The 18,389-nt window shown below is 59.1% G+C and carries 17 protein-coding genes; 1 reads left to right on the top strand and 16 read right to left on the bottom strand.

Annotation, left to right across the window (positions count from 1 at the left end; all coding sequences use genetic code 11):
* Positions 1-4: 4 nt before the first annotated feature.
* The 9 genes from ABJ076_RS17710 to ABJ076_RS17670 form a co-directional block, all read right to left on the bottom strand.
* The gene (locus ABJ076_RS17710) at positions 5-520 is read right to left on the bottom strand and encodes a FixH family protein (RefSeq protein WP_348185859.1); all 516 of its coding nucleotides are present in this window, start codon (positions 518-520) and stop codon (positions 5-7) included.
* Positions 517-2,007, bottom strand: a complete 1,491-nt coding sequence (ccoG, locus tag ABJ076_RS17705; RefSeq protein ID WP_348185856.1) for a cytochrome c oxidase accessory protein CcoG — start codon at positions 2,005-2,007, stop codon at positions 517-519. The genes ABJ076_RS17710 and ccoG overlap by 4 nt, the downstream gene beginning before the upstream one ends.
* Before the next feature lie 104 nt (positions 2,008-2,111).
* Positions 2,112-2,981: a cytochrome-c oxidase, cbb3-type subunit III gene (gene ccoP / locus ABJ076_RS17700; RefSeq protein WP_348185854.1), complete on the bottom strand. Its 870-nt coding sequence runs from the start codon at positions 2,979-2,981 to the stop codon at positions 2,112-2,114.
* Positions 2,982-2,983: 2 nt separating this feature from the next.
* Positions 2,984-3,133, bottom strand: coding sequence for a cbb3-type cytochrome c oxidase subunit 3 (locus ABJ076_RS17695; protein ID WP_348185852.1), 150 nt, complete (start codon positions 3,131-3,133; stop codon positions 2,984-2,986).
* Positions 3,134-3,145: 12 nt separating this feature from the next.
* Positions 3,146-3,880, bottom strand: a complete 735-nt coding sequence (ccoO, locus tag ABJ076_RS17690) for a cytochrome-c oxidase, cbb3-type subunit II (RefSeq protein WP_348185850.1) — start codon at positions 3,878-3,880, stop codon at positions 3,146-3,148.
* A 3-nt stretch (positions 3,881-3,883) separates the two neighbouring features.
* On the bottom strand, positions 3,884-5,320 hold the full coding sequence (gene ccoN, locus ABJ076_RS17685) for a cytochrome-c oxidase, cbb3-type subunit I (RefSeq protein ID WP_348185943.1): 1,437 nt from the start codon (positions 5,318-5,320) through the stop codon (positions 3,884-3,886).
* Positions 5,321-5,787: 467 nt separating this feature from the next.
* On the bottom strand, positions 5,788-7,161 hold the full coding sequence (gene hemN, locus ABJ076_RS17680) for an oxygen-independent coproporphyrinogen III oxidase (RefSeq protein WP_348185847.1): 1,374 nt from the start codon (positions 7,159-7,161) through the stop codon (positions 5,788-5,790).
* Between the two features lie 45 nt (positions 7,162-7,206).
* Positions 7,207-7,806, bottom strand: coding sequence for a hemerythrin domain-containing protein (locus ABJ076_RS17675; protein WP_348185845.1), 600 nt, complete (start codon positions 7,804-7,806; stop codon positions 7,207-7,209).
* 72 nt (positions 7,807-7,878) lie between these two features.
* Complete coding sequence (locus tag ABJ076_RS17670; RefSeq protein WP_348198719.1) at positions 7,879-9,513, bottom strand: AAA family ATPase; 1,635 nt, start codon at positions 9,511-9,513, stop codon at positions 7,879-7,881.
* Positions 9,514-9,586: 73 nt separating this feature from the next.
* Here ABJ076_RS17670 and ABJ076_RS17665 point away from each other — a divergent pair, with 73 nt between their 5' ends.
* Positions 9,587-10,966, top strand: coding sequence for an MmgE/PrpD family protein (locus ABJ076_RS17665; protein ID WP_348185840.1), 1,380 nt, complete (start codon positions 9,587-9,589; stop codon positions 10,964-10,966).
* Positions 10,967-10,972: 6 nt separating this feature from the next.
* Here the strand turns inward: ABJ076_RS17665 and ABJ076_RS17660 are convergent, their stop codons facing one another.
* From ABJ076_RS17660 to paaI, 7 genes are all read right to left on the bottom strand, one after another.
* Positions 10,973-11,710, bottom strand: coding sequence for a Crp/Fnr family transcriptional regulator (locus ABJ076_RS17660; protein WP_348185838.1), 738 nt, complete (start codon positions 11,708-11,710; stop codon positions 10,973-10,975).
* Between the two features lie 107 nt (positions 11,711-11,817).
* A complete protein-coding gene (locus tag ABJ076_RS17655) occupies positions 11,818-12,603 on the bottom strand; it encodes an ATP-binding cassette domain-containing protein (protein ID WP_348185835.1) in 786 nt (261 codons plus the stop codon).
* A 22-nt stretch (positions 12,604-12,625) separates the two neighbouring features.
* The gene (locus ABJ076_RS17650) at positions 12,626-14,350 is read right to left on the bottom strand and encodes a hydantoinase B/oxoprolinase family protein (protein WP_348185832.1); all 1,725 of its coding nucleotides are present in this window, start codon (positions 14,348-14,350) and stop codon (positions 12,626-12,628) included.
* A gap of 12 nt (positions 14,351-14,362) precedes the next feature.
* Positions 14,363-16,453: a hydantoinase/oxoprolinase family protein gene (locus ABJ076_RS17645; RefSeq protein ID WP_348185829.1), complete on the bottom strand. Its 2,091-nt coding sequence runs from the start codon at positions 16,451-16,453 to the stop codon at positions 14,363-14,365.
* A 92-nt stretch (positions 16,454-16,545) separates the two neighbouring features.
* Complete coding sequence (locus ABJ076_RS17640; RefSeq protein WP_348185827.1) at positions 16,546-16,743, bottom strand: hypothetical protein; 198 nt, start codon at positions 16,741-16,743, stop codon at positions 16,546-16,548.
* Positions 16,744-16,948: 205 nt separating this feature from the next.
* Positions 16,949-17,890 (bottom strand): PaaX family transcriptional regulator C-terminal domain-containing protein, encoded by a 942-nt coding sequence (locus tag ABJ076_RS17635; protein WP_348185824.1) that lies wholly within the window; start codon positions 17,888-17,890, stop codon positions 16,949-16,951.
* Positions 17,890-18,357, bottom strand: coding sequence for a hydroxyphenylacetyl-CoA thioesterase PaaI (paaI, locus tag ABJ076_RS17630; protein WP_348185822.1), 468 nt, complete (start codon positions 18,355-18,357; stop codon positions 17,890-17,892). The genes ABJ076_RS17635 and paaI overlap by 1 nt, the downstream gene beginning before the upstream one ends.
* Between the last annotated feature and the right edge of the window lie 32 nt (positions 18,358-18,389).

Raw genomic sequence — 18,389 nt, 5'->3', positions numbered from 1 at the left:
GTGCCTATTCTATCCAGAGCGTTCCGTCCTGGCGGAACGGGGTCCCGTCAGCCATTTCCGATGTAAGGCGTGTGTCCCAGTTGCCTGTGACAGGAAGGGTAGCCTGCCCGACATAAAGTCCGTTGGTTGTCTCGGAGAGCGTCACAAGCTGGTCGTAGGTCTCGTTGATCGGGTGGCGGAAAGCGAGGGTGATGCTGTCGGGCATCAACGCCTTGCCAGCATTGTCTGCGAGGCGTGCCGAAACGGACATGGTGATGATCCCCGGCGGGGTCTGGTCTCGCAAAAACTCGATCTCCACCTGCCAGCCTCGCGCCCGCTGTGCTTCCGCGTCGCGGATCGCCGCGTTGTAGGTCAGTCCCTCCTGATAGGATTTGTGGCTGGTCAGCCCGGTCCAGGTGTCGAGGGCGACGAAGACGAAGGTGACGTTCACCGCGATCACGATGCCAAAGAAGGCGAGTAGCATCAGCAGGACATGTTTGCCGTTGATCTTCATGGGCGTGCTCATATGGGTGTCGCTCATTTTTCGGGGCCTCTGAATACCGTGTCGTTTACGGCGCTGTTGCCGTCGGCAAGGTCTGTGACGACGAAGTTGAAATCCTCTCGCCCGTCCGGTGCATTGGCTGCCGGGACGGCAACGAAAACTCGGAACTGGGCGAGACGATCGGCCGGAACCGTGAGGCCGCTGGTGCCGTCCAGTCCGATAACGCTGATCAACGCATTCTCCAGTCCCTCGACCGCGATCTCGAAGCGCCGTATCTCGTGCTGCTTGTTCAGGATCTTGATCGTATAGCCATTCCGGATACCGCCATCGGACAGTTTGACGAACAGCGGGTTCCGGTCATGCAGGATATTGATATCGAGTGTGGAACGGGTAACAAGGGCCGCCAGCATGATCAGCCCGACAATCGCTATCAGGGCCGCGTAGATGACGGTCCGGGCGCGGAAAATCCTTGGTCTCTGCTCCGGCTCGCCCGCCATTCGCCGCTCGTGATTGACGTAGGTGTCGTAGGAAATCAGGTTTAGCGGCCGATTAATCCGCGTCATCACGTCGTTGCAGGCGTCAATACAAAGTGCGCAATGGATGCATTCCAGTTGCTGGCCGTCGCGGATATCGATCCCCATCGGGCAGACCGCGACGCACTGATTGCAATCGATGCAGTCGCCTCGTGTCTCCCAGTTCATATCCTTTCTAAATGGCGCGCGCGGTTCTCCCCGGTCGTCCTTATACGAAACGATCAGCGAGTCCTCGTCGACCAATGCGCCCTGAATGCGCGGCCAGGGGCACATGAAGGTGCAGACCTGCTCGCGCATCATACCGCCGAAAATGTATGTGGTGGCGGTGAGTACCGCGACAGTGCTGTAAGCGACGATCGGGGCTTGCAAGGTGAAGAGATCGACCAGCAGCGTCGGCGCGTCGGCGAAGTAGAAGATCCAAGCCCCGCCGGTCGCCATGCCTATCAGCAACCAAAGCACGTGCTTGATGGCTTTGCGGGCGATCTTGTTGGCGGAAAATGGTGCTTTATCGAGCCGGATGCGGGCGCTGCGGTCTCCTTCGGTCAGACGCTCGACCCAGATAAAAAGGTCGGTCCACACCGTCTGTGGACAGGTATAACCGCACCAGATCCTGCCTGCGAGACTGGTTACCAGGAACAGGGCGAGGGCGGCGATAATCAAGAGCCCCGTCAGGTAATAGACTTCTTCGGGCCAGATCTCGATGAAGAAGAAGTAGAAACGCCGGGTCGGAAAATCGATCAGGATTGCCTGATCGGGCGCGTTCGGGCCGCGATCCCAGCGGATCCACGGCGCTAGGTAATAAACAGCCAGCGTGGCGGCCATGACCAGCCATTTGAGCTTTCGGAACACACCCTTGGCACGCTTCGGGTAGATCTTGACGCGCGCCTGGTAGAGGGAGCGTTCCTCCTTCTTGTTAACCGCATCGACATCGATCGTCTCGACATTTGCTGATGACGCCTTGACTTGGCTGGCTGCCTGGCTGGCCTGGTCCATTTGGGTGACCTGTTTGTCGGTTTACTGACGGGGGTCGGATATGGCCGGCCCCGGATCACGCACGAGATGGTCTGCCGCCGGCAAGCCGGCGGCAGACACAGGGGTTATTCGCCGCCGCCAAGCGAGTGAACATAGATGGCAAGCTGCTTGATGGTCGCCTCGTCGAGGCGGTTGGTCCATGCAGGCATTACGCCGAAGCGGGCATTGTTGACGGTCTCCCGCAGGGTCTGCCGGTCGCCGCCATAGAGCCAGATCGCATCAGTGAGGCGTGGTGCTCCGAAGTCGCGCATGCCTTCGCCCTTGTTGCCGTGACATGAAGCGCATTGCTCGACGAAGACTGTCTGACCTTCGGTAGCCTCTGCTTCGTCATGCTCCTGTCCCGAGATCTTCAGGACATATTCAACGACCTGATTGATCTGTTCCCGCTCCAGCAATTCGTCCCGGCCAAAGGCCGGCATTTCGCTGTAATGGGTGTCGTCATGGTCGGAGCGGATACCGTAATGGATGGTTGCCGAGATCTCTTCCGGCAAGCCACCCCAGATCCAGTCGTCGTCGTTCAGGTTCGGGTACCCTTTGAAGCCCTGAGCGCCCTGACCGTGGCACTGGGAGCAATTGACGGCGAAAGCCGACTTGCCGCCCGCGAGCGAGAAGTTCAGCAATTCGCTGTCATTCCGGATGTCGGCCAGCGACGCGACCTCAATCCGGTCGAGATACTGGGCCTGGGCCGCTTTTGCATCAGCGATCTTGTCCATCACATCCTGGCGGGAGGAATAGCCGATCACGCCCTTGGTATGGCTGCTGATCAGAGGCCAGGTCGGATAGATAACCCAATATCCAATTGACCAAATTATGCAGGCATAGAAAGTCCAGAGCCACCAGCGCGGGAGCGGATTGTTGAGTTCCTTGATCCCATCCCACTCATGACCGGTTGTCTCGATGCCGGTCACATCGTCTTTTTCAACATTGTGAGCCACGGTCAATCCTCCTCAAGCGGCACATGCGCGGCTTTCTTGAACTTGCTCTTGTTGCCGGGCCACAGCGCATAGACGACGGCGGTGCTGAACATCACGACCAGGAACACCAGGCCCCAGGATTGCGCGAAGGCGGAAACAGTCTGATATGTCATGGATTCCTCCTCCTACCTGAGTGCGGGGTCTTTGGCGTAGAGATCGAAGTCGACCAGAGTGCCGAGCATCTGGAGATAGGCGACCAGAGCGTCCAGCTCCGACAGCTTCTCCGGATTGCCGTCGAAGTCCCGTACCTGGGCTTTCGGATAGCGCTCCATGAAGGCATCGAAATCGTCGGCATCCGGATTGACCTGGGTGCGGGCGTCCTCAACGGCCATCTCGATCATCTCATCGGAATAGGGAACGCCAACGCCGCGATTGGCGGTGAGGTGTCCGGCGAGATTCTCGATCTTGAGTGCCTTTTCCGCGAGGAACGGATAGCCGGGCATGATCGATTCAGGCACCACTGAGCGCGGATTGTTCATGTGAGCCACGTGCCAATCGTCCGAGTAGCGTCCCCCGACCCGGGCGAGGTCTGGCCCGGTCCGCTTGGATCCCCATTGGAACGGATGGTCGTACATGCTTTCCGCAGCGAGGCTGTAATGACCGTAGCGTTCGGCCTCGTCACGGAACGGCCGCACCATCTGACTGTGGCAGTTGTAGCACCCTTCACGGATGTAGATGTTGCGCCCTGCCAGCTCCAGCGGAGTGTAGGGCCGCATGCCCTTCACCTTTTCGATGGTGCTCTCCAGGTAGAAAAGTGGTGCGATTTCAACCAGGCCGCCGATGGCGACGGTGATCAGAACGCCGACACAAAGCAGGATCGAGTTCTTCTCGAAGATCGCGTGTTTATTGAGAAGCGACATTGATCATTCTCCCGCCGCGACCGCAGCCTGGGGCGCGCGCACGGGCGCTCCCACAAAGGGGGCTTCATCGCGAAGATCGCCCCGCATGGTGCGGTAAAGATTATAGGCCATGACCAGGGAACCTGCGACGAAGACTGCTCCGCCAAGAGCCCGGATGACGTAAAAGGGGTGCATGGCTTCGACGGTCTCGACGAACGAATATTCGAGGAAGCCGAGGCTGTCATAAGCCCGCCACATAAGGCCTTGCAGGATACCGGACACCCACATCGAGGTGATGTAGAGCACGATGCCGATGGTCGAGATCCAGAAATGCCAGCCGACGAGGCGCAGCGAATAAAGCCGCTCCCGGCTCCACATGATCGGAACCACGCAATAGAGCGCGCCGAAGCTGACCATGCCGACCCAGCCGAGTGCACCGGAATGCACATGGCCGATGGTCCAGTCGGTGTAGTGGCTGAGGCCGTTCACCGCCTTGATGGACATGACCGGGCCTTCGAAGGTGCTCATGCCGTAGAAGGCGACGGAGGTCACCAGCATGCGCAGGACCGGGTCGGTGCGCAGCTTGTCCCATGCGCCCGAGAGGGTCATCAGGCCGTTGATCATGCCACCCCAGGACGGCATCCAGAGCATGATCGAGAAGGTCATGCCGAGAGTCTGTGCCCAGTCCGGAAGAGCCGTGTAGTGCAGGTGGTGCGGGCCAGCCCAGATATAGAGGAAGATCAGTGCCCAGAAGTGGATGATGGAGAGCCGGTAGGAATAGACCGGACGCTCCGCCCGCTTCGGGATGTAGTAATACATGATGGCGAGGAACCCGGCTGTCAGGAAGAAGCCGACGGCGTTATGGCCGTACCACCACTGGGTCAGCGCATCCTGGACCCCGGAGAAGGCTGAGTAGCTCTTCGCACCCGTCAGGGAAACTGGCAGGGAGAGGTTGTTCACGATGTGCAGCATCGCAATAGTGATGATGAACGCGAGATAGAACCAGTTCGCCACATAGATATGCGGCTCACGGCGCTTCCAGAGGGTGCCAAGGAAGACCAGGAGGTATGCTACCCAGACGATGGTGAGCCAAAGATCCACATACCATTCCGGCTCCGCATACTCCTTACTCTGGGTGATGCCGAGCAAGTAACCGGTTGCCGCCAGCACGATGAAAAGCTGATAGCCCCAGAACACGAACCACGGGGCGAGGCCGCCCGCAAGGCGTGCCTTGCAGGTGCGCTGTACGACATGGAACGACGTCATGATCAGCACGTTGCCGCCGAAGGCGAAGATAACGGCGGAGGTGTGCAGCGGGCGCAGCCGACCGAAATTTGTCCAGGGTAGATCGAAATTCAGGGCCGGGAAGGCGAGTTGCAGGGCAATTACCAGGCCGACTGTGAAGCCGACCACTCCCCAGAAGGTGGAAGCAATGGCACCTGCACGGATGACTCCGTCCATATAGCCGACATCGTCACCGGTAACAGGAGCTGCCGGGCTCTCGGACAAATCGTAATGGCGTTTCACCAGCACGAAACAGCCAAGTGTGAAGAATGCGAAGAACAGGAAGGCGTGGAAAGCCAATTCAGGGCTTGCAGCCTTCGCCATCCAAAGCAGACTGACGATGGAGCCAAGCGCAAAGAACACGCCCATGATCCATGCGCCGCCGCTGTCGCGGTTTGCGGTTAGTGTGCTGTTCATGACTTCCCTCGCGATACTGAACACACCTGATTGACCGCTCCATTCACGGAGTGGCCGCTAATGGGACGCTAGAAGCACTCGACCATAAGGACATTGATCCAGGTCAATTTCTTACGTCACCTCGGGCCCTAGGGCCGAAATTCTCTCGAAAGGCGAAAGCCGGCCATGTGGTCGGAACGCGCAGCGGCAATGCGCCGCATATTCAGTCCCGGAGTAATCTCCCGAGATCAAATGGCCCCCGAATGCCGGGCTTTTCCGGCTTGCAGATATGCGTCGAAGCTGGCTGCAACGACGCGGATATATGGTTGTCCGGCTGGAGTGATCTCGAGCATCTCCCCATCCCAGCTTAGGAGGCCGTCTGCCTGCATTTCATTCAGATCGGCCTGTTCATCGAGGAGTGCGCTGGTTGCAATTCCGGCATTGGCACAAAGCGCGACTAAGTCCGCCTTGCCTTCGCACATCAGACTTTCAATGATCTGCCGACGCAGCCGGTCGTCGGCACTGACCGTGATGCCCCGGGCGACCGCCAGCCCAGATTCTCTGACACTTTCCTCATAAAGCCGCGTGTCGGCGATATTCTGAACGTAGCCATTGGGCAGGGAGCCGATAGACGAGGCACCGAACCCGATCAGTGTGGATGCGCCGTCGGTGGTATAGCCCTGGAAATTGCGTTTCAGGGTGCCCGCTTCGATTGCTTTGACCATGCTGTCATCCGGGCGGGCGAAGTGGTCGAGGCCGATTTGCACATAGCCTGCTGCAACCAAAGTGTCGGCCATTGCCTTCGCCTGATCGCGCCTGATTTCTGGCGTCGGAAGAGCGTCGGTCGGTATCAGGTTCTGGTGTTTGCGCATCCATGGAACGTGCGCGTACCCAAATACAGCGACCCTGTCGGGGGCCAGGGTCAGGGCCAATTCGAGACTACGGACTGCATCGGAAATACTTTGATATGGCAGCCCGTACATCAGATCGAAATTAAGCGCATCGATACCGGCCGCGCGGAGCGCGCCGACGCGGTCGGCAACCAATTCGAACGATTGCTCCCGGTGAATGGCCTCCTGCACAGAAGGGGTAAAGTCTTGCAAGCCAAGGCTGGCCCGGTTGACACCGGCAAGTACGTAGGCTTCGACGAGACTGTCATCAAGGCTGCGCGGGTCGATTTCTATGGCAATTTCCGCATCTTCGGCGAAGGGAAAACGGCGGCGCAGCAACGCCATCAGACTGCTGAAATCGTGTGGGTTCAGGCGGTTCGGCGATCCGCCGCCCCAATGTAGGTGACGGACAGTTCCGGGGTGTCGAATGTAACCCGAGACGGTCTCGATTTCCTGCTCGAGAACACGGGCATATTCAGAAACAGGCCCATATTTCCGGGCGACCTGCATGGCGCAACCGCAATACCAGCAGAGCGCTTTGCAGAACGGCACGTGCAAGTAGATCGATAAAGATTCGTCCGGGCTCAGTGCGCCTAGCCATTGTTGGTAAGTTGTAGCGTCGATGCCCTCATGGAAGTGCGGAGCCGTAGGGTAGCTCGTGTAGCGCGGCACATTCCGCATTCCGTACTTTTGCAGGAGCGCATTCTTTGTCACACCTGCGGTGCGCATCATGTTCATTTCTTGATTCACCTGAATTGCCTGATGGCTGGGTTTTTTCTAGAGGCGCAGCTTGTGATCGCCGGGAGCATGGTCGTTGGCTGGCTCCCGTGCGCTCTGCCAGTCCATGATTTCCTGCCGCAAGGCCTCGAACTGGCCTTCCTTCTGACTGCCGAAGATCGGGTCCGCGGTGTCTGAAAGCTCAATGTCCAGTGAGGTCCAGTCTTCAGCGGTCAGAACACGCAAGGCCGTCGGAAAGAAGATGCTCTCCTCCATCCGGATGTGTCGGCGCTGGGATTCGATAAATTCGAGCGCCGCATTGGCGAACTGGCTGCGGGTGATGATGCCTGCGCCGAGGACATTCGACAGGGCGGCTGAGAAAGCCTTTATGAAAGCCTCACAGGCTTCATGCTCTTCTTCGAGCTGGCCGATCTCTTCTGCGGCAGAGGCATCGCGGGCGACAATTTTTTCGTAAATCCTGTCTTCGCGAGCGTGATGGAACTCGGCCGGGTAGGTCAGGAAATAGTCAACGATCGCGGACACGGTCTCGTAGTCGGGCTCACCTGTAAGATGTGCGTCCTTCACCTGATTCTCGAGGATCGACAAGAGAATGTCGTGATGCCGATGATCCTTTTGTAGTATTTCCAGTATCTTAGGCATAGAGACCTCCCTTGCTTAGGTCTTTGATGCCTGTAGCCTATGGAAGGTGGACCAGGTCGGCGTTGACCTATGTCAAGGCAACCCGAGCCGGGATTTTACAATGGCGAGCGTCGCTGCGGTGGTCCCCCCGGCCTTGATCTTCTCCCAGTCGCCGAGTGCCCCGTGTCCATGCTGGGCCTGTGTCAGCATCACTGTTTCGGTGGCATCCGATGCGTCATTGAACCGCGCGACAATCCTGCGTGCCATGACCTCTTCGGGGACCTCGAGCCAGAAACCCTTGAACGGAACGGAAAGAGATTTTGCCAGGGCCGCTATGGCGTGGCGGTCTTCTGGGCGATCGTTCACTGCATCCATGATCACGGGATAGCCAGCCTGCAATGCTTCGCCGGCTCTGGTCAGCATCGTGCGATAGACCTTTGCGCTGACGTCGGAGCTGTAGGCGGAAGCCGGAAGATGCTCTGTTAGGGCGTAGCCATGCTGTCGCTTCCGGATCACGTCGCTGCGCAGATGGATGGCGCCCCGGGCTGGGGATAGATGTTGCGCGAGAGCTTTCGCCAGAGTCGATTTGCCGGAACCCGAAAACCCTCCAACCCCGATCAGGACTGGTTTTGCCGGTTTGATCTGACGTTGTGCTGCATCAAAGGATTGGCGCGATTGCTCCAGCATTGCCTCTCTGATCGACGCGTCTTCTTGAGCTTCGGCGCCACTCACCATGATTTTCGCGCGCACGGCGGAGCGGGTCGACAGAAACAGGGGTAGGCACGGGAGCCCATCATAACCGCCATCAATGAAGTATCGGTTGAAGGCTATGCTGGCGAGGTCGGGAAGGCCCCGGCTGGTCAAATCGCTGAGGAAGTACGCCAGGTCGTAGAGCGTATCAATGCAGGCAAAGCGCGGATTGAATTCGAGGCCGTCAAAAAGGATCGGGTTTCCGTCGATCAGGCAGATGTTCCGGAGATGCAAATCGCCGTGACAATGTTTGGCATGACCGCTTTCGACCCGGTCATCGAGCAGCCGGGAGAGCTGTGAAAGCGCTTCGCGGGCGCGGGCTTTATAGGCGGCCGTTTCGTTTGGAGCGAAATGCTCCGGCTGGGATGCAAACTCCTCGAGGTTTTCCTCGATCACCCAGCGCATTCCCTCGGCGCCGGCTCCGGGCGCATCTTTGGCCGAAAGTGGCTCGGCGGCATCGTGAAAGGCGCGAATGCGCTCGGCCGTTTGCTCGATCAAATCCGGCGTGAGTTTGCCGTCTTCCGCCATTCTGTCGAGCAGGGCGTCCTGACCGAAGCGTTGCATTTCCAGAACATATTCAATGGTCTCTCCCGGCCCATCGAAAGCAAGTGCCCCGTCTGCGGCGCGGGTCAGGTGGCGAATGCCGATATAGAGCTCGGGCGCGGCGCGGCAGTTAAGCACCAGCTCTGCTTCTGTGCATTTTTTCCGGCGCTCCAGCGTGCCGAAATCCATATACGGGAAAGAGACTGCACGCTTGAGTTTGTAGGCCCTATCTCCTGCCAGGAAGACATGCGAGCCGTGTGTGACTATGTGGACCGGCTCATCAACCGGGCGGGGATCATAGTTTTCCGCGCGGGCCAGAAATTCCAAAGCCGCACTTTGGTCCTCTGTTTCTTTCGTGGTTCGATGGCTCATGGTGATCCGGTCCCGCATTCCCGTTGAGCGCCGATGCTGGCGCAGTGCTGGGCGCTCGACCATGACATGACTCAATTCGGGACGTGACTCAATCCGGCCTATGACTCAATGGCTCGGGCGAGCGAAGGAGGAAATTGTGGGTAGAGCGAGCCTCAATGATGCGGAGCAGGCAGGGCCGTCAGCGGCAACACGTGCGCTGGCGGACTGGATCGTCTCAACCGGCGTCGAAGATATTGGAGCCGTGCCGCGCGCCTGGGCGACCGATGCGGTGCTTGACTGGTTCGGGGTCACCGTCGCTGGAAGCCGTGAGCCGCTGAGCCATATCGTCTCTGAAACGATGGGAGAAGAGGGCAGCGGCCCGGCGCGTCTGATCGGTCGGGAGAATGCACTGAGCCCTCTCAATGCCGCGTTGGTAAACGGTGCGGCGTCCCATGCGCTCGATTATGACGACGTGAATTCCCGGATGCTGGGGCATCCGACCGTTCCGTTGGTTCCGGCATTGCTCGCGATTTCCGACATGCAGCCGGTGTCCGGGCGTGCCTTCCTCGAAGCTTTTATCGTCGGCTACGAAGCGGAAGTTCTGACAGCGGAAATGATCGGCCAGGGCCACTATGACCTCGGCTGGCACATGACTGCCACGGTCGGGACTGTTGGCGCTGCCGCAGCGTCGGCTCGCTTGCTCGGGCTCAACGCCGTGCAGACAGCCCACGCACTTGGTCTTGCCGTCGCGCAGGCTGCTGGTCTGAAGTCGATGTTCGGTACCATGTCCAAGCCATTCCAGGTCGGCAAGGCGGCGATGAACGGCTTGATGGCAGCCAGACTCGCAGAAAAAGGCATGACTTCGCGGACTGATGCGATCGAGTGCGCGCAAGGCCTTGCGGACACCCAGTCTGACGGGTTTTTTCCGGTCGAAATGACGTCGGGTGGTAATCGGGCTTTTGCGGTCGAGGAGAATCTCTTCAAGTATCACGCGGCCTGTTATCTGACCCATTCGCCGATCGAGGCAGCGCGCCGACTTCGGGAACTACATTCTATTGCGCCTGACGCGGTGGAGCGCGCGACCATCGAGGTGAACAAGGGGGCTTTGACCGTGTGCAATATCGAACGCCCGGAAACCGGCCTGGAGATCAAGTTCAGCCTGAAACATACGGTCGGATTGGCTCTGAGCGGTATGGATACAGGAGATCTTGACACATATTCGGATGAAAATGCCCAGGATGAGATGCTGCTCAAGTTTGGCGAGCGTTCGATGGTTGTTGGGATCGAGAGCGATATCTGGAGCTTCGGCCGGGTTAAACTCGACCTGAAAAATGGAGCGTCGGTCGAGGAAACACAGAATGTCGGAGTCCCGGCGTCAGATCAGCCGGAACAGCGTCGGCGCCTGCTGGCCAAGTTCAGAACCGTGAGTGAGCCGGTTCTAGGTATCCGCCGGAGTGATGAGCTTGCTGACAGTATCCTGTCGCTGGACGATATCTCTGACGCCAGCATCCTTTCGGAAATGGCGCAACCGAATTAAAGGCGTTCAGATCGCCCCTACTGCGACATTCGAAAGTGCTTTCAGGTCGGGGATGATGACCAATGACGGTCGCGGAAGTCGGATGATCGCGGCTTTCTTGAAGCTGGACATGATCCGGCTGATGGTTTCCGGTTGCATGCCCAGATGGTCGGCGATGCGTTCCCGCCGCATGCTGAGCTTCAGCTCTACTCCACGTTTGGTGGCCCGGCCGGTTCGATCGGCAAGATCCAGCAGAAAGCCGGCGAGGCGTTCGGCTGCGGAAGAGCGCGCGAGCAAGAACATCCGGGATTGGGTCCGGCTTACCTCATCGCGGGCGGCACCATAGAGAGCCTTCACCAACCCAGCCGCATCGGGTGTACTTTCTGTGATCGGATCGACGGAAATAATGCAGAGTTCGGTCGGTTGGACGGCTTCGTAATACTCCCGGATATCGCCTGGCTCCTGTTGCGGCAGTGGCCACGACAGATCGCCATTGGTTTTAAAAGCTGCGATATGACGGCGACCATCATTGGAAACATGTTCCTGCATAAGCATACCGTTGACGACACGAAAAACGGTGTCCGGCGCAAAGTCTGCAACATCCAGCTTTTCGCCCGCACGAGCTGAAACACGGCTAACAGCATTAGGAGATCCGGAGAGCCCGGCTGCGCCGACCACTTGACGGATTGGGCAAGTCAACTCTTCGCACCCACAACAGGGTCCGGTTTCAGCTCGTTCCATCAGTATGGTAGGTGCTCCATCCATCGCCGGTTCGCTTCCTTGTTTCATGGGTCGGTGGCATGAAAACAGATGAAGCATGCATACCGGAATTCGGACCGGCATTGATCCAGATCAATTGAATCGAAGAGGGGTCACCCCCGGGCGGCGAGGCGCATCTTGATCGGGCCACTGGCCCGGCTATTAATCATCTGGTCGAGATAGGGATTGTCTGCCGTCGTAACATTATTGCGCTTTCCGGACCATTTGATCTCTCCGTCGAACAGCATGGCGACATTATCGAAGCGGCTGCGCGCTGCCTTCATGTCGCCGGTCACGACAAGCACGGTCGTGCCTTTTCCAGATGTTTCACGCTCGATCAGAGAGAGGATCGTATTGGTCAGGATCGGATCGAGCCCAGCCGTCGGGTCGTCGAGGATCAGCAGCTCCGGGTTGCCGATCATGGCCCGTGCCACGCCGACCCGCTTTTGCATACCGCCCGACAATTCAACCGGATAGAGATCCGCCATTTCCTCGCCAAGTCCGACGGAAGCCATACGATTTATCGCTCGGTCACGGGCCTCGGCGCGTGCGACTCCCTCGTGACTGATCAGACGAAAGGCGATGTTTTCCCAGATCGTCATGCTGTCGAAGAGGGCATTCTGCTGAAAGAGCATGCCGACCCGGCCCTGGAAATCGCTCCACTCATCGGTACTCAGGCCGCTGAGTTCGAGATCGCCATAGCGCATGTGGCCGTTATCGACCTGCATCAGGCCGACCAGACATTTCAGCAAGACGGATTTACCACTCGCCGACGGTCCGATCAGGACCGTCGACTGTCCGGCGGGGATATTCAGGGAGACAGACCGAAGCACCTCGATATCGTTGAAACTCTTTGCGAGCCCATCGAGACGGATCTCCTGCGCACTTCCTGATCCCATGTTTTTCTTCCCTGGCTCCGCTTTAGCTGGTGGCGCGAAGATCCTTCGTTCGAGCTTCGTCCACCAAGCCTTTTCCATCGACGGCGACACCATATACCGTCTCTGCTGCTTCGGGCGAAACAAAGCCGAGCAGGACGTCGCGTGCAACCTCTGACGGTTCGCGTTCGTGCGGACTTCCGAGACCGCCGCCTCCCGGCATCGAAATCACCAGCTTGTCGTCTCCGTTGACGCTCTGTCGGCCTTTCGAGTTCAAGTGGCTGCCGTCATTTGCCCGTTCAATGATACCGGCCGTGCCATCACCGCCGCCATTTCGGCCGCGCGGGGGGTAGGTCACCCGGTCGAACATGCAGTTGATGGCGAAGGGGGCGTGCTGGGAATGGGAAATCTCCATCACCTGACCGACGCCGCCTCGATATTTTCCAGCGCCGCCGCTGTCGGCCCGATATTCCTTCCGCCAGATGATCAGGGGGGCGATGGTCTCATTCACCTCGATCGGGGTGTTGCGCACACCGGATGGGAAGGCGGTAGCGTTGAGGCCGTCCTTGTCCGGGCGGGCGCCCGTCCCGCCGGCATGGAAGGTGTTGATGGCGAACGGTGTCGCATCGCCATAGTCCGAATAAGTCAGGCCGTGCCCGCCAAGCAGGACGGGGTTCCAGAGACACGATGTGCCCTCAGCCGGTACCCGGTCCGGAATCACCTGATTGAGACAGCCAAGCACGACGTCCGGCAGCATCTGGCCGATCACGTGGCGGGCTGTTACGGCACAGGGGTGTGGCGCATTCAGGATGCTGCCTTCCGGCGCAGTGATGATGACCGGGGCAAGGGAGCCCGCATTGTTCGGGACCGCCCCGCCAACGACGCAGCGGATGCCGAAGCTGGCATAGGCCTGCGTGTAGGTCAGCGGCACGTTTATCCCAAAGCTCGATATGCCCGAGGTGCCGGTGAAATCGACCTCGATTTCCTCGTCACGGATCGTAAGCGCGGCAACAAGATCGATCGGGCTTTCATAGCCGTCGATCCGCATGGAGTTGTGGTAGGTGCCATTCGGCAATTCGCGGATTTCCGCCGCCATGCCTACCCGGGCACTCTCGATGACATAGTCGGCGAGCGTGTCGAGTGTCTCCATGCCGAACTCGCGCATCATGTCGATCAGGCGCGTGCCGCCGACATCGTTGCAGGCGGCGAGTGAGTAGAGATCGCCTTCGACTTCGATCGGATTTCGGACATTGTTTCGGATGATGGCTAGCACCGGTTCCACGAACTCGCCGTTCTCGGCGAGCCGTATGATCGGAATGTTGATGCCTTCCTCGTAGATCTGCCGGCCATCGGGGCCAAAACCCTTGCCGCCGACATCGACCACGTGGGTGGTGCAGGCAAAGAGGGCGACGATCTCGTTACCGAGGAATGTCGGGGTGACCACGGTGAAGTCGTTCAGGTGACCGGTGCCGCGCCAGGGATCGTTGGTGACGAAGACATCGCCGGGCTTCATGGTCGAAAGCGGGAACTTTTCCATGAAGAAACCGACCGAGGCGGCCATGGCATTGACGTGCCCCGGTGTGCCGGTGACCGCCTGGGCCAGCATGCGGCCATTGCAGTCATAGACACCTGCGGAAATGTCGCCGGCCTCGCGGGCCGAAGTGCTGAAAGCTGTCCGGATCAGGGTCTGGGCCTGCTCTTCCACGACGGAGAGCAGCCGGTTCCACTGGATCTGCATGCGGATCTGGTCGAGGGCTGAATTCTGGCTCATGTCTGTGCTCCCTCAGGCCGCTTGCTTGCGGGTAAGGATGAGGTACCCGAGTTCGTTGACGCTCGCGTCAAACGCGGAGGTCACGATGGTCGTTGTCTGGGATTCGGAGATGATCGCAGGCCCCGGAACAGATGCGCCAACTGGCAGACTGTCGCGCCAGAAGGTCTTGGCCTCGACATAAGTTCCGGTGGCAGGATCGAACAGCTCGCGATTGCCGGTTGCTTCCGCCGCACCGCCGCTGGGTGCGGTCAGTTCAGCCGGAACCTGCGGGCGCGGTGCGGTCATGGTCAGTGTCCAGCTCAGGATTTCCGGCTCCGGTCCGGGAATGATCCGGCCATAGAGCCGCTTGTACTCGCTCTCGAACGCGGCCCGGATTGTTTCCGCATGATCTGCTGTCAGGGCCCCGTCGGGCAGGGGGACGGCAATTTCATGGCCCTGTCCGACATAGCGCATGAAGGCTGTCCGGGTCTCCTGAAGCGCAGCACCGCCAGCACCGCTGGAAACAATGACACGCGCCTCGTCGGCCATACCAGAGAGCAGGGTATTGATTTCGCCCGCATCGAAGTCCGAAAGCTTCACATATCTGGAGCGGACGACTTCATAGGAGATTGGCGCGCGAAGGAAGCCGATCGCCGAGCCGACCCCGGCGCCGGTCGGCACCACGACGGTCGGAATATCGAGTTTCTCGGCCAGTCTGGCGGCATGCAGAGGTGCAGCGCCGCCGAAAGCGATCATGGCCCGGGCCGCGATATCCTTGCCCCACTCGATGGCATGGACGCGGGCCGCGTTGGCCATGTTCTCGTCGACGATCTCACACACACCGAAGGCGGAAAGCGCTTCGGAAAGGTCCATGTTGTCGCCGACTTCGGCCTTGAGGGCTGCTTTGGCCTTTTCGGGATTGAGGGTGACCGAGCCTCCGGCGAAGCTCGCCGGGTCTATCTTGCCAAGCACAACGTCCGCGTCGGTCACGGTCGGCTTTGTGCCGCCCTGATCGTAGCTGGCCGGTCCCGGGTCGGCGCCCGCGCTGTGCGGACCGACCGCAATCCGGCCAAGTTTGTCGACTGCCGCGATGGAGCCGCCGCCGGCGCCGATCTCGACCATCTCGATGGCGGGAATGCGAACAGGCCAGCCGCTGCCCTTCATGTTGCGGTAGACGCGCGCGACCTCGAAGGTGCGCGTGGTCTGAGGCATGAAGTCGTCCAGCAGGCAGATCTTCGCGGTGGTGCCGCCCATATCGTAGGAGACAACGCTGGCAAGGTCGCATTCGCGGGCAATCTCGCTCGCCAGGATGGCGCCGCCGGCAGGACCGGATTCGACCAGCCGGATCGGAAATTTCATTGCCGTGTCCAGTGTGGTCAGACCGCCGCCGGAGGTCATCAGCAGAACCGGGCAGGCGAACCCGCGCTTCTTCAGATCTTCGCGCAGGATGCCGAGATAGCGGGACATGATCGGCTGGACATAGGCGTTCGCCGATGCGGTTGACTGCCGTTCGTACTCGCGGATTTCCGGGCAAACCGCGCTCGACAGCGTGATGCTGAGGTCCGGACGCGCCTTGGTCAAGATCTCGCTCACACGCTCTTCATGTGCGCCGTTGGCGTAGGAGTGAATAAGGCCGATGGCGACAGAACCGATTTCATGACTGTCGATCAGCGGGATCAGCGCTTCGACGCTTGCTTCGTCCAGTGGGATCAGCACCTCGCCCTTGAAATTCAGGCGCTCGCGTACGGACCAGCGCAGATTGCGCGGAACCAGCGGATCAGGCCGATCAATATTGATATCGTATTGCTCGAACCTGTTCTCGAAGGCCATTTCTACTGAGTCCCGAAGGCCCTCCGTCGTAATCAGCGCCGTCTTTGCGCCTTTACGTTCGATCAGGGCATTCGTTGCCAGGGTGGTGCCGTGGATAATCAGTCCGATATCGGCGGGAGAGGCATTTGCCACCTCGAGCGCTTTCTCGATCCCCTCCATCACGCCGCGCTCGGGCATTGACGGGGTCGTCAGCACCTTCGCTGTGAAGCGCTTTGGGCCAAATTCGAGAGCGACATCCGTAAAGGTGCCGCCGACATCGACCGCGAGGCGGCCTTGCGCAGAGGTCTCAGTCATTTTGATACAATCGATTTTTACAAGAAAGTAGTCGGAGAGGATCTGGCGTTAGTAAAGCCGTATGGCCGCCGGCCGTCAATGAATGACACGGGTCACAAGCGGACAACATTGCCCGGCTCCGTTTTCAGCACTTCGACGCAATATCGCCGCGCCTCGACTTCCGCCTGCTCCTGATCCTCGTAGAGTGCAGATGCATGCGAGGATTCGACCTGACGGCCGTCCTGCCAGATTGACCACGGATACCGAATTCCGTCCGGGCTGGCCCAGCATTCTATGTAGATCTCGATCATGACCTCGATCCCAAAGCCGGTTGGATGAATTGCAGATATAAGCCGGTTGCGCATCCACTCTTTGACACTGGCTTATTTAATCATCTTGTCGGGGGGCATGGCGAGTGTCTGGTTCCGGTTTTTAGGCAGAAAGGGAATACCGGATTGAGGCAGTGGGTAAAATCAGATTGGGCGGGATGCATCTGTTCGGAACGCTCTACCGTGATCAGGAGATCGTTCCCTGAAACCGCGAGAAATATGCGTCTGACGGAGGTGGTAGAGAGCCATCCACTCCGCTGGCTGTATTCTCCAGATACGACTGTGCCGGCTGCTTGAGGATATCGTATATCCGCGCGGCAAGTTCGGTCGCCTGGCGTCCGCTCCATGTCTCCGGCATGATATCGGCCGGAAGGCCGGGGTCACGGAGCAAGGCGCGCCGGTAGACATGGATCATCAATATCCGCAGCGTGAAAGCGGTCTCCGGGGTCAATGACTTCCGGTCATTTTCCAGCGCGTTCAGTATCGGCGCGAAGCCATTAATAAATGCCCGGTACGCGCTATCGGTCTCTTCCAGATCCCAGGTTTCACGGCATAAGGCGCGTAAGGTCTCTATTGGGGAGCCTGGAGCGGCTTCGAACAAGGCAACCCTGCCTTCAAGCCCAAGATGTGTGAGCTCCTTTTTTGCTGCGTCCAGAGTGCCGCCGATGCCCAGTAGAACTTGTGGGCCGAGTGAACCGTATCCAATCCAGCCCAATGCTTTTCTGAGATTGTCCCGCTCCGTGCTGTCGATAGTGCTAGTGAGCAGGGCAATCTGCCAGGGTGCGCCGGTCGCCTCACGTACCCGGACAGGGGCATAGATTCGCCTTTGCGCGGCGTCGAAGTCTTGGTGGCCGCTTTCCGTCAAGGAATAGACGCTGCGGCGACCGATCTGCTGCGCTGTCAGGATGTCATCCTGTGCCAGCCTGAACACGGCCGTGCGAACAACCCGTTCGCCGATGTTGAAAATTTCCATCACCTTGATCAGATCACTGAGCCAGGCGGCGCCGCCATGCGGCAGAATCGCGTCCCCGTAGACGGTCACGATCAAGGATCTCGCACGCGGTTTCAGCCTCGAAAGCGTATCACGGGCGAGTATCGAAAGTATGTCGGGGCTGTTGGCGACGGTCATTATTGCGGCGCAGCACCGACAAGGGCACCGCCGATAGTGCGGGATTTTCCGCGAAAAAAGGCGACGCGCGTGCCATCGGATGTTTTCACAACGGTGTCGTAGATCCCAGAGCGGCCCCGGTGAAATTGTTCTTCGCAGGTAGCGATCAGATCGTCGCCTTCGCGTGCGGGATTAACGAAATTGATGTCACAGCTCTGGGCCACCGACAGAGCATTTCCTGAATTGCAGGCGAAAGCAAAGGCGCTGTCGGCGAGGGTAAATATCATGCCCCCGTGACAGGTTCCATGACCGTTCAGCATGTCCGCACGGACAGTCATTCGAAGTTGGGCATATCCGGGTGCAATTTCCTCCACCTGCATCCCGAGGGCCTTCGTCGCCGGGTCATTCGCGTACATCCAGTCGGCAACGCGCCGGGCCGTCTCTTCTGCGTTCTCCTGTGCGCCGCTGTTGGTCTGGCTATCGGTCATGCTGTCCTGTCCTCGTCATAAATTATGATACA

This window comes from Nisaea sp., from assembly GCF_039990255.1.
Taxonomy (GTDB): Bacteria; Pseudomonadota; Alphaproteobacteria; order Thalassobaculales; family Thalassobaculaceae; genus Nisaea.
The sequence above is the reverse complement of the archived record's forward strand: the minus strand, read 5'-3'. Positions and strand labels throughout refer to the sequence as shown.